This is a genomic window from Nitratireductor lacus (assembly GCF_056431025.1).
This window is the reverse complement of sequence record NZ_JBWKMB010000001.1, coordinates 63,404-80,198: the sequence shown is the minus strand read 5'-3', so window position 1 is coordinate 80,198 and position 16,795 is coordinate 63,404. Positions and strand designations below refer to the sequence as shown.

At 60.8% G+C, this 16,795-nt stretch carries 13 protein-coding genes and 1 tRNA gene; 13 read left to right on the top strand and 1 reads right to left on the bottom strand.

The genetic code is table 11. From position 1 onward, the window contains the following. The first annotated feature begins 66 nt into the window (after positions 1-66). From glpD to AC07E3_RS00335, 13 genes are all read left to right on the top strand, one after another. The gene (glpD, locus tag AC07E3_RS00395; protein ID WP_478359989.1) at positions 67-1,623 is read left to right on the top strand and encodes a glycerol-3-phosphate dehydrogenase; all 1,557 of its coding nucleotides are present in this window, start codon (positions 67-69) and stop codon (positions 1,621-1,623) included. Continuing rightward, positions 1,616-2,698 (top strand): ABC transporter ATP-binding protein, encoded by a 1,083-nt coding sequence (locus AC07E3_RS00390; protein WP_478359988.1) that lies wholly within the window; start codon positions 1,616-1,618, stop codon positions 2,696-2,698. The genes glpD and AC07E3_RS00390 overlap by 8 nt, the downstream gene beginning before the upstream one ends. 9 nt (positions 2,699-2,707) lie before the next feature. Beyond that, on the top strand, positions 2,708-3,799 hold the full coding sequence (locus AC07E3_RS00385) for an ABC transporter ATP-binding protein (RefSeq protein ID WP_478359987.1): 1,092 nt from the start codon (positions 2,708-2,710) through the stop codon (positions 3,797-3,799). Beyond that, the gene (locus AC07E3_RS00380) at positions 3,796-4,659 is read left to right on the top strand and encodes a carbohydrate ABC transporter permease (RefSeq protein WP_478359986.1); all 864 of its coding nucleotides are present in this window, start codon (positions 3,796-3,798) and stop codon (positions 4,657-4,659) included. The genes AC07E3_RS00385 and AC07E3_RS00380 overlap by 4 nt, the downstream gene beginning before the upstream one ends. Beyond that, on the top strand, positions 4,656-5,456 hold the full coding sequence (locus AC07E3_RS00375) for a carbohydrate ABC transporter permease (protein WP_065815299.1): 801 nt from the start codon (positions 4,656-4,658) through the stop codon (positions 5,454-5,456). The genes AC07E3_RS00380 and AC07E3_RS00375 overlap by 4 nt, the downstream gene beginning before the upstream one ends. 10 nt (positions 5,457-5,466) lie before the next feature. Next, complete coding sequence (locus AC07E3_RS00370) at positions 5,467-5,760, top strand: DUF2160 domain-containing protein (RefSeq protein WP_007009573.1); 294 nt, start codon at positions 5,467-5,469, stop codon at positions 5,758-5,760. Between the two features lie 128 nt (positions 5,761-5,888). Further along, complete coding sequence (locus tag AC07E3_RS00365; RefSeq protein ID WP_336071517.1) at positions 5,889-7,619, top strand: ABC transporter substrate-binding protein; 1,731 nt, start codon at positions 5,889-5,891, stop codon at positions 7,617-7,619. 100 nt (positions 7,620-7,719) lie between these two features. Then, positions 7,720-9,213 (top strand): glycerol kinase GlpK, encoded by a 1,494-nt coding sequence (gene glpK, locus AC07E3_RS00360; RefSeq protein ID WP_478359985.1) that lies wholly within the window; start codon positions 7,720-7,722, stop codon positions 9,211-9,213. A gap of 131 nt (positions 9,214-9,344) precedes the next feature. After that, positions 9,345-9,420, top strand: a tRNA-Lys gene (locus AC07E3_RS00355). 176 nt (positions 9,421-9,596) lie between these two features. After that, on the top strand, positions 9,597-10,355 hold the full coding sequence (locus tag AC07E3_RS00350) for a cytochrome c biogenesis CcdA family protein (RefSeq protein WP_478359984.1): 759 nt from the start codon (positions 9,597-9,599) through the stop codon (positions 10,353-10,355). Between the two features lie 175 nt (positions 10,356-10,530). Then, the gene (gene glmU / locus AC07E3_RS00345) at positions 10,531-11,892 is read left to right on the top strand and encodes a bifunctional UDP-N-acetylglucosamine diphosphorylase/glucosamine-1-phosphate N-acetyltransferase GlmU (protein WP_478359983.1); all 1,362 of its coding nucleotides are present in this window, start codon (positions 10,531-10,533) and stop codon (positions 11,890-11,892) included. Positions 11,893-12,028: 136 nt separating this feature from the next. Beyond that, entirely contained in the window at positions 12,029-13,852 is a 1,824-nt protein-coding gene (gene glmS, locus AC07E3_RS00340) for a glutamine--fructose-6-phosphate transaminase (isomerizing) (protein ID WP_336071462.1), read from the top strand. A 120-nt stretch (positions 13,853-13,972) separates the two neighbouring features. Continuing rightward, the gene (locus tag AC07E3_RS00335) at positions 13,973-14,677 is read left to right on the top strand and encodes a DUF502 domain-containing protein (RefSeq protein WP_478360129.1); all 705 of its coding nucleotides are present in this window, start codon (positions 13,973-13,975) and stop codon (positions 14,675-14,677) included. On the opposite strand, the gene recG is transcribed toward AC07E3_RS00335, so the two are convergent. Then, positions 14,629-16,737 (bottom strand): ATP-dependent DNA helicase RecG, encoded by a 2,109-nt coding sequence (gene recG, locus AC07E3_RS00330; protein ID WP_478359982.1) that lies wholly within the window; start codon positions 16,735-16,737, stop codon positions 14,629-14,631. The genes AC07E3_RS00335 and recG overlap by 49 nt on opposite strands. Positions 16,738-16,795 lie beyond the last annotated feature (58 nt).

The window sequence follows — 16,795 nt, the reverse complement described above, 5'->3', positions numbered from 1 at the left end:
GAGGGGATTGCTCCTGCAGTCTGAGAGACAGGGGAGGATTGCGTGTCCGGTTCCGCGCCCAGTTCAATGTCTGCCAGCTCTGACATGTTCGACATGTTCGACGTGTTCGTCATTGGCGGCGGCATCAATGGCTGTGGCATTGCACGCGATGCGGTCGGGCGCGGTTACTCCGTCATTCTGGCGGAGATGAACGACCTTGCGAGCGGCACCTCTTCCGGCTCCACCAAATTGATCCATGGCGGTCTGCGCTATCTCGAACATTACGAGTTTCGCCTCGTGCGCGAAGCGCTGATGGAGCGTGAGATCCTGTGGCGCAACGCGCCGCACATCATCTGGCCGATGCGTTTCGTCCTGCCTTTGCACAAGGGGCTGCGCCCAGCCTGGCTCGTGCGGCTCGGGCTCTTCATCTACGATCATATCGGCGGGCGAAAGCGGCTTCCAAAGACACGCACGCTCGACATGCGGTCCGACCCGGCGGGTAAGCCGCTGAAAGCCTCCTACCGGCGGGCCTTTGAATATTCGGACTGCTGGGTGAACGATGCGCGCTTTGTCGTGCTGAATGCCCGTGACGCTGCAAACCGGGGTGCCGATGTGCGGGTGCGCACACGCGTGATCTCGGCCGAAGACGATAACGGGACCTGGAAAGTTCGTATCCAGAACCTTTTGACCGGTGAGACCGAGACCGTGCGGGCACGTTATCTCGTCAATGCAGCCGGTCCCTGGGTGGATCACGTCATTTCCGGCGTGCTTGGCCAGAACGACGTTCACAATGTGCGGCTGGTCAAGGGCAGTCACATCGTCGTCCGGCGCAAATTCGATGATCCGCGTGCGTATTTTTTCCAGAATGCCGATGGGCGGATCATCTTCGCCATCCCATACGAGGAAGATTTTACCCTGATTGGGACCACGGACCAGGATTACGACGGCGATCCGAAGGATGTGGCCATCAGCGACGGCGAGGTTGACTATCTCTGCGCCGCTGCAAGCGAATATTTCTCCGAATCGGTGACCCGCGACGATATCGTCTGGACCTACTCCGGGGTGCGCCCGCTATTCGATGACGGCGCCTCGAAGGCACAGGAAGCGACGCGGGACTATGTGCTGAAATCGGAGACCGCGCGGGGTGGGGCGCCCATGGTGCACGTGTTCGGCGGCAAGATAACGACCTACCGCAAGCTGGCCGAATCCGCCCTTGAAAAAATCGCTGAGACGCTTGGTCCCAAAGGGCAGCCGTGGACGCATGCGGGTGCGCTGCCGGGCGGCGAGTTTCCTTTCGACGGCTACGAGGCACAGGTCGAGGCGCTGATGCGGGACTATTCCTTCCTCGACAGGCATCATGCGGCGCGGCTTGTCAGGCTCTATGGCCTGTGTGCCCGCGATCTCCTCGGAGAAGCGCGGTCGCTCGATGATCTGGGCCGGCATTTCGGTGTCGATCTCTACGAAGCGGAATTGCGCTATCTGGCCGCTCACGAATGGGCTGTCAGCGGTGATGACGTGCTCTGGCGCAGAACCAAACGCGGTTTGCGCCTGTCGCAGGAGGAGGCGGCAGCGGTCGACACTTTCATGCGTGAAATTTCGGGAATGCACAACCAGGCGGCAAACGCTGGGGGAGGACATGCTTGAACTGCGCGACGTTTCAAAGGTCGTATCCGGCGAAACGCAAATAGACGACGTTTCGCTGAGGCTGGAGCCGGGCTCGCTGAACGTGCTGCTCGGGCCTACGCTGGCTGGCAAGACCAGCCTGATGCGGCTTATGGCCGGGCTTGACCGGCCGACCGCGGGCAGCGTGTGGATGGATGGTGACGATGTGACCGGCGTGCCGGTGCAGAAGCGCAGCGTTGCCATGGTCTACCAGCAGTTTATCAACTATCCGGCGATGACGGTTTATGAAAACATCGCTTCGCCGCTGCGCGTTGCGGGTGCCGAGAAGCGCGTCATCGAGGAAAAGGTACGGCAGGCGGCAGAGCTTCTGCATCTGACGCCGCATCTGGACCGCACACCTCTGGAGCTTTCCGGTGGCCAGCAGCAGCGCACGGCACTGGCCCGCGCCATGGTCAAGGAAGCACGTCTGGTGTTGCTGGACGAGCCGCTGGCCAATCTGGATTACAAGCTGCGCGAGGAGCTGCGCGCCGAACTGCCGAAGATATTTGCGGCGTCAGGTGCGATCTTTGTCTACGCCACCACCGAGCCGAGCGAGGCGCTGCTCCTTGGCGGCAGCACGGCGACGCTGAGCCAGGGGCGCCTGACACAGTTCGGCCCGACCATCGACGTGTTCCGCAAACCGATCGATCTCGTGACCGCGCGCACCTTTTCCGACCCGCCGCTGAACACCTTGGCGGTGACGAAGGCGGGCGGCAGGTTCGCACTCGACGAAACCGTTCAACTGCCCGTTCCACAGGGCCTCGAAGGCGCGCCCGACGGACAGTACACGCTCGGCTTTCAGCCCCATCATCTGTCGCTGGCGGCGCGCGCGGCCGACGGGGTTTCGGTCCGGGCCACCGTTTCGGTGACTGAAATCACCGGTTCCGAGAGCTTTGTCCATCTCGATTTTGCAGGCCACCGCTGGGTGATGCTGGAAGAAGGCATTCATCGTCTGGAGGTCGGTGAAACGGTCGATGTCTTCATCGATACGCGCCACGTGCTGGTGTTCGACAATGCAAACCGGCGTGTCACGTCCGGCACCAGCCAGGCTGCGTAGGAGGCGGGAATGGCGCGAATTGATCTGAACAACATCCGTCACGCCTATATGCCCAACCCTGTGAGCGATGACGATTTCGCTTTGAAGCGGGTTCACCACACCTTCGATGATGGTGGCGCCTATGCTCTTCTTGGGCCGTCGGGCTGTGGCAAGACCACACTTTTGAACATCATCTCGGGGCTGTTGCGGCCAACCGAGGGAGAGATCCTCTTTGATGGACACAAGGTGACAGACCTTTCCACGGAAGATCGCAATATCGCGCAGGTTTTCCAGTTTCCGGTCGTCTACGACACGATGACGGTCTACCAGAACCTGGCCTTTCCCCTACGAAATCGCGGCGTGGCTTCGAATGAGATCGAGCGGCGGGTGCGCGAAACGCTCGAAATGATCGATCTGGCGGACCGCGCTGATCAGAAAGCCAAGGGGCTGACGGCAGACGACAAACAGAAGATCGCGCTCGGTCGCGGGCTGGTGCGCTCGGATGTCAGCGCCATCCTGTTCGATGAACCACTGACGGTTATCGATCCCCACATGAAATGGGTGCTGCGCTCGCAGCTGAAGGAACTGCACCGGCGCTTTGCCTTTACCATGGTCTATGTGACCCACGATCAGACCGAGGCGCTGACCTTTGCCGATCAGGTGGTGGTGATGAACGAGGGCGAGATCGTACAGATCGGAACGCCGGAAGAACTGTTCGAACGTCCCAATCACACCTTTGTCGGATATTTTATCGGCTCTCCGGGCATGAATGTTCTTCCTGTCCGGATTGACGGGCAGGGCGCCCATATCGGCAGCCACGCCATCACCCTGGCCGGGCCGGTCGCGGCAGACCATGCGGCGCGCATGGAACTGGGCGTGCGCCCGGAATATGTGCGCATCGGCAACAACGGCATTCCGGCACAGATAACGCGCGTCGAGGATACGGGGCGGCGCAAGATCGTTCATGCGACCATCGAGGGGCAACCCATTGCGGCGATTGTCGCCGAGGATACTGCCATTCCAGGTGAACCGCATATCAGTTTCGATCCCGCTGGCATCAACATCTATGCAAATTCATGGCGTGTGAATCCGGCGGCTGCGCGCCAGGGAGGGGCAGCATGACCAAGACATGGAACAACCGGGCCTGGTTTCTCGTCCTGCCGGTCCTGCTGCTGGTCGCTTTCAACGCGATCATACCGCTGATGACGGTGGTGAACTACTCGGTGCAGGAGACGTTCGGCAACAATCTGTTCTTTTTCGAAGGTGTCAAATGGTATGAGGATGTGCTCACCTCCGACCGTTTTCACGCCTCGCTTTTCCGGCAGTTTCTGTTCACCGGGATCATTCTTCTGATCGAGGTGCCGCTCGGCGTGGCCATTGCTCTGACCATGCCGCGCTCCGGGCCATGGGTGTCTGTCTGTCTTGTGCTGATGGCGCTGCCGCTGCTCATTCCGTGGAACGTGGTGGGTGCGATGTGGAACATCATGGCTCTGCCGGATATCGGCCTTCTGGGCTATGGGCTGAATGCTCTCGGCATTCCCTATAATTTCACCCGTCAGCCCATTTCCGCCTGGTTCACGGTGGTGTTGATGGATGTCTGGCACTGGACCTCGCTTGTCGTGCTGCTTGCCTATGCAGGCCTGCGGTCTATCCCGGAGGCCTATTATCAGGCGGCGAAGATCGATGGCGCATCGCGCTGGTCGGTGTTCCGCTTTATCCAGCTGCCCAAGATGAACCGCGTTCTCACCATCGCCGTTCTCCTGCGCTTCATGGACTCCTTCATGATCTACACGGAGCCCTTCGTGCTGACCGGCGGCGGTCCCGGCAATGCGACGACGTTTCTGTCCATCGATCTGGTGAAGGCGGCGCTGGGTGAATTCAACCTCGGCATCGCAGCCGCCATGAGCATCATCTACTTCCTCATGACATTGCTGGTGAGCTGGATCTTCTACACGCTGATGAGTCGGGGAGACGAACAATGAGACTGACGCGCTGGCTTGTTCCCACGCTCTATATCGTCTTCCTGCTTCTGCCGATCTATTGGCTGGTCAACATGTCGTTCAAGACGACAAACGAGATCCTGGGCGGCTTCAGTCCCTGGCCGAAGAACTTCACCATCGACAGCTATGTGGAGATTCTGACCAACCCCGTCTGGTATAACGGTTACATCAGCTCCATCAGCTATGTCATTATAAATACGGTGATTTCCGTCGCCTTTGCGCTGCCGGCAGCCTATGCGTTTTCACGCTATCGCTTCCTTGGCGACAAGCACCTGTTTTTCTGGCTTCTGACCAACCGCATGGCCCCGCCGGCGGTCTTTGCCCTGCCGTTCTACCAGCTCTATTCGGCCATCGGCCTGTTCGATACGCCGTGGGCCGTCGCGCTCGCGCACTGCTTGTTCAACATTCCGCTTGCCGTCTGGATCCTCGAAGGTTTCATGTCGGGCGTGCCCAAGGAGATCGACGAAACCGCCTATATCGACGGTTATTCATTCCCGCGCTTCTTTGTCAGAATTTTCATGCCGCTGATTGCATCGGGCATCGGGGTTACGGCCTTCTTCTGTTTCATGTTCTCATGGGTGGAACTGCTTCTTGCAAAGACGCTGACCTCTGTCGCCGCCAAGCCCATCGCGGCCGTCATGACACGCACCGCAAGCACGTCCGGCTATGAGCTGGGACTGTTGGCTGCGGCCGGCGTTTTGACCATCATCCCGGGCGCGATCGTGATCTGGTTCGTACGCAATTACATCGCCAAGGGCTTTGCCCTCGGGCGCGTGTAGGGAGGAAATCATGCCCCATTGGCTCGATCTCACATGGATGGCCTGGACCTGGCAGACCGCCACGTTCTTCCTCGTCATCTTCGCGCTTCTGTGCGCCATGACCGTCTGGGAATGGGCGAGCCCCGGTGGAGGACCGCGGCACGGGATTCTGGGTCTGGACACGACACGCGGAGACCGGCTGTTCATTTCTCTGCTTGGCAGCGCCTTCATCCATCTTGGATGGCTGGGGCTGACGGACATGCCGCTTTGGGGCGGCACGATTTTGTCGCTGATCTACGCCTACGCGGTGTTTCGCTGGGTGTAGGTCCATCGGCAAAGCAAAGCGGAACGGCAGGCCGCTCCGCAAACCGGCGCAACGGGACCGGAACAAGCCCACCCGAACCGCCAACCATGTTCAGGAACTGAATGTGGAAACAGGAGGAGGAGTTTGAAATGAAAGCGCATTTGAAAGCTTCAGTCGCTGCGCTCGCTCTGCTCTGGCTGCCCGGCCAGGCCATGGCGGACATGGCGGCAGCGGAAAAGTGGATTGATGACGAGTTCCAGCCCTCTTCACTCAGCCGTGAGGAGCAGCTCGCAGAAATGGAATGGTTCATCAAGGCAGCGGAACCGTTTCAGGGCATGGAGATCAACGTTCTCTCCGAAACCATCCCGACCCACACCTATGAATCCGAAACGCTGACCAAGGCGTTCGAAGAGATTACGGGCATCAAGGTGAACCACCAGCTTCTGGGCGAAGGCGAGGTGGTTCAGGCCGTGCAGACGCAGATGCAGACCAACCGAAACCTCTATGATGCCTATGTCAACGACGCCGATCTGGTGGGCACGCATTCCCGCCTGCAAAGCGCCGTCAACCTCACCGACTGGATGGGCGGCGAGGGTGCGGACGTCACATCGCCGACACTCGATCTGGAAGATTTTATCGGTGTGGCTTCGGCCACGGGTCCCGACGGCAAGCTCTGGCAACTGCCCGACCAGCAGTTCGCAAACCTGTACTGGTTCCGTAAAGACTGGTTTGATCGCCCTGAAATCAAAGAGAAATTTAAAGAGAAATACGGGTATGAGCTCGGCGTTCCCGTAAACTGGTCTGCCTATGAGGACATCGCTGATTTCTTCACCAACGACGTGAAGGAGATCGACGGCGTTCGCGTCTACGGCCATATGGACTACGGCAAGCGCGCACCGGATCTCGGCTGGCGCATGACGGATGCCTGGCTTTCCATGGCAGGTGCGGGTTCCAAGGGTTTGCCCAATGGCCGGCCTATCGATGAATGGGGCATCCGCATGGAGGAGGGTTCCTGCAATCCATCCGGTGCATCCGTCAGCCGCGGCGGTGCTGCCAATGGGCCGGCCGCCGTCTACGCCATCCGCAAATGGGATGAGTGGCTGCGTCAGTATGCTCCGCCCGGTGCTGCCGACCTCGACTTCTACCAGTCGCTGCCGGCCTTGAGCCAGGGCAACGTCGCCCAGCAGATTTTCTGGTACACGGCCTTCACCGCCGACATGGTGAAGCCGAAGAGCGAGGGCAACAACACCGTCGATGACGAGGGCAATCTGCTTTGGAAGATGGCACCTTCGCCGCATGGTCCCTATTGGGAAGAGGGCATGAAGCTCGGCTATCAGGATGTCGGCTCCTGGACCCTATTCCAGTCCACGCCCGTGGACCGGCGCAAGGCGGCCTGGCTCTACGCCCAGTTCGTCACGTCGAAGACGGTTGATGTGAAGAAGAGCCATGTGGGTCTCACGATCATCCGCGATTCCACGGTGAATCACGAATCCTTCACCGAGCGGGCGCCGAAGCTCGGCGGGCTCGTCGAGTTCTACCGCTCACCGGATCGGGTCCTGTGGACGGACACCGGCGTCAATGTGCCGGACTACCCGAAGCTCGCCCAGATCTGGTGGCAGCAGATCGGCGATGTGAACTCCGGCGCCTTCACGCCGCAGGAAGCAATGGACCGTCTGGCCGGCGAGATGGATCTGACCATGGCCCGCATGCAGGCAGCGGACGAAAGCGCCAATGTCTATGGTGGCTGCGGGCCGCGTCTGAACGAGGAGAAGGACCCGTCCGAGTGGATCGGCAAGGGTGGCGCCAAGGCCAAGCTTGAAAACGAAAAACCCCAGGGCGAGACCATCGTCTATGAGGAAATCGTCAAGCGCTGGCAGTAAGGCCGGTTGCAGTCGGCTTGATTGACATGACAATTGCACGGGGAGGCGGTCAGTCCGGCTCCCCGTTTTCGACAGTTTTGCAGACCGATCCGGAGGACCCATGAGCGGCTATGTATTGGCGATAGACCAGGGCACCACGTCAAGCAGGTCCATCGTGTTTGACGCGGCCATGAAGCCGCTGGCGACGGGTCAGAAGGAGTTTCCGCAACACTATCCGGATTCGGGCTGGGTCGAGCACGATCCGGAAGACATCTGGAAGGGCGTGATCTCCACCGTGCGCAGCGCTTTGCGCAAGGCGAAGCTCTCCGCAGGAGATATTGCCGCCATCGGTATCACCAATCAGCGCGAAACGGTCGTCGTATGGGAGCGCGATACGGGCAAGCCGATCCACAATGCCATTGTCTGGCAGGACCGCCGCACCGCTTCCATGTGTGAAAAGCTGAAGGCCGAGGGGCTGGAAGAGACTTTTACGGCGAAGACCGGCCTGCTTCTTGATCCTTATTTTTCGGGAACCAAACTCACCTGGATCCTCGATGAGGTCGAAGGCGCGCGCGAACGGGCCGAAAAGGGAGAGCTTCTTGCAGGAACCATCGACACATTCCTGATCTGGCGGCTCACCGGCGGCAGGGCGCATGTGACCGACGCGACAAATGCATCGCGCACGCTGCTTTTCAATATCGGGACAAATACGTGGGATGACGAGCTTCTGAAAATCCTTCGCGTGCCGAAGGTCCTGTTGCCGGAGGTAAAGGATAGCGCGGATGATTTCGGCGTGACGGAGAAGGCTCTTTTCGGTGCGGCCATCCCGATCCTTGGCGTTGCCGGCGACCAGCAGGCAGCCGTCATTGGCCAGGCCTGTTTCGAGCCGGGAATGCTCAAGGCAACCTACGGAACAGGTTGCTTCGCGGTGCTCAACACCGGCGAAACCATGGTCGCCTCGAAGAACCGTCTGCTCACCACCATTGCCTATCGGCTGAACGGCGTGACGACCTACGCGCTCGAAGGGTCGATTTTCGTTGCGGGTGCTGCGGTGCAATGGTTGCGCGACGGCCTGAAGGTCATCGGCAAAGCCGCCGATTCCGGGGCGCTTGCCGCGAAAGCCGACCCCACACAGCACCTTTATCTCGTTCCCGCCTTCGTGGGGCTCGGCGCGCCATACTGGGACGCGGAAGCCCGCGGCGCAATCTATGGCCTCACGCGCAATTCAGGCCCGGCGGAGTTTGCGCGGGCGACGCTCGAATCGGTCGCCTACCAGACGCGCGACCTGCTCGATGCCATGCGCAAGGACTGGCGGGACGGGGCGAACGATACGGTTCTGCGCGTCGATGGCGGCATGGTTGCCAGCGACTGGATGCTGCAGTGCGTTGCCGACATGCTCGACGCGCCGGTGGACCGGCCGACTCAGCTTGAGACGACGGCGCTGGGAGCCGCCTGGCTCGCGGGCGCGCGGGCGGGCGTGTGGCCGGATGCCGGTGATTTTGCGCGGAGCTGGAAGCTCGACCGGCAGTTTCGGCCAAGGATGGACGAAGCCGAACGTGAGGCGAGGCTGAAGGGCTGGCACGATGCGGTGCGTCGCACGCTCAGCACCACCTGAAGTCGCGCGGGATGGCGCTGGTCGGGAAGAGCGGAAAAAAGTCGGGAGAAAGACACTTTTTTCCGGTTGACCGCTGATAAGCGCCTCTCTATGTTCCGCCGCAATTTCCGGGGTTCGGAAGAACCCGCCGGGAGCGCGTAGCTCAGTTGGTAGAGCAACTGACTTTTAATCAGTAGGTCCAGGGTTCGAGCCCCTGCGCGCTCACCACCATCTCCGTCAGACCAGAGTTGAACGTCATTCTCCCGCACAGGCTGGCCGCGCGGGTGCTCATTCGTCGCGACGGTATGCCACGCAAAGGTGATTGGCGTGTGTGGACCCGTCTGCTTATACGGGTGTGTTCTTTCTGCAGCCCGCTTTGCGCGGATTTGGTTTTGAGATGAAGCATGGCGATTGATGTCGGATATTTGAGTGCCGCAGGTGCGGGTGCGCTGTCGTTCCTGTCACCGTGTGTCCTGCCGCTCGTTCCTCCCTATCTGTGCTACATGGCAGGCGTCTCGGTGGAGCAGTTCCAGGGCGAAGGCGCAGATGGAACCGCCGCTTCGTCCGGCGGCTCAACGCGGTTCGCGCTCTTTGCGGCGTCCGTCTCTTTCGTTCTCGGCTTTACCACGGTCTTTGTGCTTCTGGGGGCGGGAGCGTCCACGATCGGCGCCGTGCTGCGCGCATGGCAGCAGGAACTCGCCATTCTTGCCGGCATCATCATCATCATCATGGGGCTGAACTTCCTGGGCGTGGTGCGCATTCCATTTCTGTCGCGCGAAGCACGCTTTCAGGCGGGGGGCAAACCGGCCACCAGGCTCGGAGCCTATGTCATGGGGTTGGCGTTCGCCTTCGGCTGGACACCGTGCATCGGACCCGTTCTGGGACCGATCCTGACGCTGGCAGGCGGACGCGAGACCGTTGGCGATGGCGCGCTGCTGCTCGCCGTTTATTCCCTGGGGCTTGGGGTGCCGTTTCTTCTGGCGGCACTGTTTTCGGGCAGTTTCATGCGCTTCCTCGCCCGGTTCCGCATGCAGCTCGGGCGAGTTGAAAAAGTAATGGGCGGCCTGCTGGTCCTCGCCGGTGTCCTTTTCTTAACCGGCGGCATGCAATCCATGGCTTTCTGGCTTCTTGAAACCTTTCCGGCCCTCGGCAAACTCGGCTGAGAGTGGACTGGAGCCGTAAGGGCAGGATGCTGGATCGCCGTGCGTCCATCCGGAACCACAAAGGACGATCTAAACGATTGATGGAGCATCGGAATAATCCGAAAACCGGATTCCACTTTTCGGTCCGATGCTCTAAGAAAAGGCGACTCGTCAGAAGCACAACGGATTTCCTTCCATGAGCGAACGCACCTGCCTTTCCGTCATTCTCGCAGCAGGCGAGGGGACGCGGATGAAAAGCGCCACGCCCAAGGTGCTGCACAGGATCGCCGGGCAGGAGATGCTCGGTCACGTGACACGCGCGCTTGACGGTGCCGGGGCTGGCAACAAGGCGCTGGTCGTGGGACACGGTGCTGAAGCCGTATCGAAAGCGGCGGAGGGTTTTGCGCCGGGGGCCGAGACATTCGTTCAGTCCGAGCGTCTGGGCACGGGCCACGCAGTGCTCGCAGCCCGCGCGGCGATTGCACGCGGGTATGACGATGTTCTCGTGACCTTTGGCGACACACCGCTTATTTCGCTGGAAGCGCTTCAGGCACTGCGCGCAGGGCTGGCCAGGGGAGCCGACATAGTCGTCATGGGGTTTCGCACCGATCGTCCGACCGGCTATGGCCGGCTGATCGAGCATGGCGAAGCGCTGATTGCGATCCGCGAGGAGAAGGACTGCTCCGATGAAGAGCGTCGGATAACGTTCTGCAACGGCGGCGCCATGGGCATTGCCGGCAATCGGGCGCTGGAACTCCTTGAAGCCATCGGCAACGACAACGCCAAGGGCGAATATTACCTCACCGATATTGTCGAGATCGCAACCGGCCGCGGGTTGACGGTTCGGGCAATCGAAGCCGATTACGAAAGCGCGCTCGGCATCAACAATCGGGCAGAACTTGCCGCTGCAGAAGCGATCTGGCAGCAGCGCCGGCGCGAAGCCATGATGCTGGATGGCGTAACGCTGATCGCTCCCGAAACCGTTTATTTCGCATATGACACCGTTGTGGGCCGTGACACGGTCATCGAACCGAATGTCTTCTTCGGACCCGGCGTGACGATAGGTGAAAACGTCACGCTGAAAGCCAATTCCCATCTCGAGGAAGCGCGTGTCGACGCGGGAGCCTCGGTCGGACCGTTCGCGCGGCTGCGTCCGGGCGCCGAGATCATGGATGGCGCGAAGGTCGGCAATTTCGTCGAGATCAAAAAGACGCGTGTCGAACCCGGCGCCAAGATTCCGCACCTGTCCTATGTGGGCGACGCGCGTGTTGGTGCGAAGGCCAATCTTGGAGCCGGCACCATCACCTGCAACTATGACGGCTTTTCGAAGCATTTTACCGATATTGAGCCGGGTGCCTTTGTCGGCACCAACTCTTCCTTGGTTGCTCCGGTGACCATCGGCGCGGGTGCCTATGTGGCGTCGGGTAGCGTGATCACGGAGTCCGTGCCAGCCGACGCACTTGCTTTCGGCCGCGCGCGTCAGTCCAATCGCGAGGGGCTTGGCAAACGCCTGCGCGACCGGCTGGCGGCGCTCAAGGCGCGACGCTCGAAAACTTGAAATCCAGGCAATATAGGCAGCTGATCAGGCCTGATACGAACTGAAAGACTTGTTGATTTTCATCCCCTTCTTCCACGCTCTAGAACAATCGCGTGAATCGGGGTTTGACCGTTTGGTGGGAGGCTGAGACAGCCATATGTGTGGAATCGTAGGCATTGTCGGACAGACGCCGGTGGCACCGCTCATCGTCGATGCGCTGAAGCGGCTGGAGTATCGCGGATATGATTCTGCCGGTGTTGCCACGCTGGATCACGGCAAGCTCGACCGCCGCCGCGCGGAGGGCAAACTCGTCAATCTCGAGAAGAGGCTTGGCGAGGAGCCGCTTGGCGGGATGATCGGCATCGGTCACACACGCTGGGCGACGCACGGTGTTCCCAACGAGACCAATGCGCACCCCCATTTCGCCCAGGATGTTGCCGTGGTTCACAACGGCATTATCGAGAATTTCGCGGAGCTTCGTGACGAACTGAAAGCGGACGGTGTGGCGTTCTCGTCCCAGACCGACACGGAGGTGGTCGCGCATCTGGTTGCCCGCGGGCTGAAGAACGGGGCTGCGCCGCAGGATGCGGCATTTGCGGCGCTAAAGCGTCTGCGCGGTGCATTCGCTCTGGCAATCTTGTTCCGGGGCGACGAAGACATGATCATCGGCGCCCGAAACGGCCCGCCTCTCGCCGTCGGTCATGGCGAGGGGGAGATGTATCTCGGCTCCGACGCCATTGCACTGGCGCCGTTCACCAACGCCATCACCTATCTGGAGGATGGCGACTGGGTGGTGGTGCGCCGTGGAGGCATGGAGATTTTCGGCATGGACGGCCAGCCTGTCGAACGCGCGCGCCAGCAGTCGGTCGGCACCAGCCTTCTCGTTGACAAGGGCAATCACCGGCACTTTATGGAAAAGGAAATCCATGAGCAGCCGGAGGTGATTTCCCATACACTCGCCCACTATCTGAACTTTGCCGAAGGCACGGTGGCAGACTTCGACCTGCCGTTCGACTTCGGAAAGATCGAGCGTCTGGCGATTTCGGCCTGTGGCACGGCCTACCTTGCGGGGCTGATCGGAAAATACTGGCTTGAGCGCTATGCACGTCTGCCGGTGGATATCGATATCGCTTCCGAGTTCCGGTACCGCGAGATGCCGCTGCCGAAGAACAGTGCCGCACTGTTCATATCGCAGTCCGGCGAAACGGCCGACACGCTCGCCTCGCTACGTTATTGCCGGGGCGAAGGCGTTCCGATCTCCGCCATCGTCAATGTGCGCGAATCGACCATTGCACGCGAGAGCGACGGTATTTTCCCCACTCTGGCTGGCCCCGAAATCGGCGTTGCCTCGACAAAGGCGTTCACCTGCCAGCTCAGCGTTCTCGCTGCGCTGACGCTTAGGGCGGCGAAGGCGCGCGGCACGATTTCCGCGGAGGAAGAGCAGTCGCTTGTGCGTCAGTTGTCGGAAGCACCGCGTTTTGCTTCGCAGGCGCTCAAGCTGAGTTCAGGCATCGAGAAGGTCGCCCGCGAACTCTCCCATGTGCGGCATGTCCTTTATCTCGGGCGGGATACGAACTATCCGCTGGCACTGGAAGGTGCGCTGAAGCTCAAGGAAATTTCCTACATCCATGCCGAAGGCTACGCGGCCGGCGAACTGAAGCACGGCCCCATCGCGCTCATCGATGAGCAGATGCCGGTGATTGTGATCGCCCCGCATGACCGCATTTTTGAGAAAACCGTCTCGAATATGCAGGAGGTCGCCGCACGCGGCGGGCGGATCATTCTGATCACGGACGAGAAGGGCGCGAAAAACGCAACGCTCGACACGCTGGAGACGGTGGTCCTGCCGGACATTCCCGAGTTCGTTGCGCCGATCATTTACGCGCTGCCAATCCAGATGCTGGCCTATCATACGGCGGTCATCATGGGCACGGATGTTGATCAGCCCCGCAATCTGGCGAAATCGGTTACGGTCGAATAGCGAAAGAGGGGCTGTCATATAGCGGCCCGAATTCCTATTCTATTGTTCAGCCTGGTGGCGTAGTGTCCACCGGGCTGTTTTTGTCAATCCATCATATTCGAGGCCCGTTTCCACATCATGATGACTCGCCTGCGCAACTACTTCCTTACGGGCTTCATTGTCACCGCGCCGCTGGCGATCACGGCCTATCTCGCCTGGTCGATGATCGGCTGGGTCGATTCCTGGGTCAAACCCTACATTCCGTTCCGGTACAATCCGGACAACTATCTGCCATTTGCCGTCCCGGGCTTCGGCTTGATCATCGCCCTGATCATGATCACGCTGATCGGATTTCTGACGGCCAATTTCATCGGGCGCACCATCATCGCTACGGGCGAAAGCGTCCTCGGGCGCATGCCGCTCGTGCGCAGTGTTTACCGTGGCCTCAAGCAGATTCTTGAAACCGTGCTTTCGGAACGGTCCGACACGTTCAAGAAGGTCGGCCTCATCGAGTATCCTCGCACAGGGCTGTGGGCACTCGTTTTCATCGCCACGGAAACGCGAGGCGAGGTTCAGGCGAAGATTGGCGATGATCTCGGGCAGACCATTGCCGTGTTTCTACCCACGACGCCGAATCCGACCTCCGGTTATCTACTCTTCGTTCCCAAGAAGGATGTGATCGAACTCAAGATGACCGTTGAAGAGGGTGCAAAACTTGTCATATCGGCAGGTCTTGTCGCGCCCGAGTATCAGGCCAGGACGGCAGAACTGGCTGTTGAAGCCAGGTCGGGCAAGGCTCAGCCGGCGCGCAGCAAGCGGACAGCCTCGTCGCGTCCAAACAAATAGAGCAGCAACCGCAGTGCCTCGCCGCGCGGGGTCTGGAGTTCGGGATCGCGGGACAGGACAAGCCGTGCATCGTCGCGGGCGGCCTGCAGCAGGTCCACATGCGCCTCGATCCGTGCGACGCGGAACCCCGGCGTGCCGGACTGCTTGGTGCCCAGAAGATCGCCTTCACCGCGCAGTTTCAGATCCTCCTCCGCGATCATGAACCCGTCCTCTGTGTCGCGCATCACCTCCAGCCGCCGCGTGGCCGTTTCCCCGAGCGGCCCCTTGTAGACAAGCACGCAGGAAGAGGCGAGGGCGCCACGGCCAACGCGTCCGCGCAGCTGGTGAAGCTGGGCGAGGCCGAAGCGCTCGGCATGTTCTATCACAATGATCGTCGCATCCGGCACGTCGACGCCCACCTCGACCACCGTCGTACCGACCAGAATGCGTGTCTCGCCGGCCTTGAAGGCGCGCATCGCCTCGTCCTTGTCGGCAGCCTTCATGCGTCCGTGAATGAGACCGACGGCGTTCCCGAAGACTTTCTGCAGCGCAGCGTGGCGGTCTTCGGCCGACATCAGCTCAAGTTCTTCCGATTCCTCGACGAGCGGGCAGATCCAGTAAACCTTCTGGCCCTCTGAAAGCGCTTTCCTGAGCCGGTCGACCAGTTGCGGCAGACGCTCCACCGGCAGCGTCACGGTGCGGATCGACTGGCGCCCGGCGGGTTTTTCAGTCAGGCGCGAGACATCCATGTCGCCAAACGCCGAGAGCACGAGCGTGCGCGGGATCGGGGTCGCCGTCATCACGAGCATGTCCGGTGCATTGCCCTTTGCGGTCATGGCAAGCCGCTGATGCACGCCGAAACGATGCTGCTCATCCACGACCGCAAAGGCGAGATCGCGGAACTGGACCGTTTCCTGGAAAAGTGCATGGGTCCCGATCACGAAATCGACCGTGCCCGACGCGATTTCATCGAGAATGCGCTGGCGCTCCCTGCCTTTCTCACGGCCGGTCAGAACCGCAACCCGAAGGCCGGCTGCTTCGGCCAGCGGTGCGATTGTTGCCGCGTGCTGGCGGGCGAGGATTTCCGTCGGCGCCATGAGCGCCGACTGGCCGCCCGCTTCCGCCGCGCGTGCCATGGCAAGAAGTGCCACCACGGTCTTGCCCGCGCCTACGTCGCCCTGAAGCAGGCGAACCATTCGCTCCGGGCTCGCCAGATCCGCGTGGATGTCCTGCACGGCCTCTTCCTGTGATCGCGTCAGCTGATAGGGAAGGGCAGCCCGGATTTTCGCTTCAAAGCGCCCATCACCCGTCAGCGGACGACCGGAGAGGCGTTTGACCTTTGCGCGTACCAGTGCCAGCGAAAGCTGTCCGGCAAGGAATTCGTCATAGGCGATGCGTCGCCAATAGGGGCTTTCAGGCTGAACGTCTTCCGGCGCGTCGGGGTCATGCAGCCTTTTCAGGGCTTCGCCGAAGGCTGGCATCCGGTTGCGGGAGAGAAAGCTTTCATCTTGCCATTCCGGCAGATCGGGCAAGCGCTCCAGCGATTGCGCGATCGACCGGCGCAGGACTTTTGCCGAGAGACCGGCCGTCAGCGGATAAACCGGCTCGAGCGTCGGCAGCGTGTGCGCCTCTGCCGCTGGAACGACGAAATCGGGATGCACCATGGAGGCGCGCCCGTTGAACCATTCCATCCGCCCGCTCACCAGAACCTGCCCGCCTTCCGGAAGGATTTTTTCGATCCACGGCGCGCGGGCGTGGAAGAAGGTGAGGGCGATCTCGCCCGTTTCATCGAAGGCGAAGACCCGGTAGGGCACGTTCTTTCGGCCGGGCGGAGATGGGTGGTGACGTCCGACCGTCAGGTCGAGCGTGACAATCGTTCCTTCCGCCGCGTTGGCAATGCCCGGGCGGTTTCGCCGATCAATCAACGAGTGCGGAAGCACAAAGAGAAGATCGCCGACACGAAGTTCTCGTCCCGCGACATCGCCGGGAACGATGTTTGCCATGAGGTCGGCCAGTTTCGCGCCGACGCCGTCGAGCGTCGTGACAGGAGCGAAGAGAGGGTCGAGAACGGAAGGGCGCATCCTGTCATGATTAAGGCCCAAATTCGGTGACGCAAGGCTGACAGACGCTCATGCACAC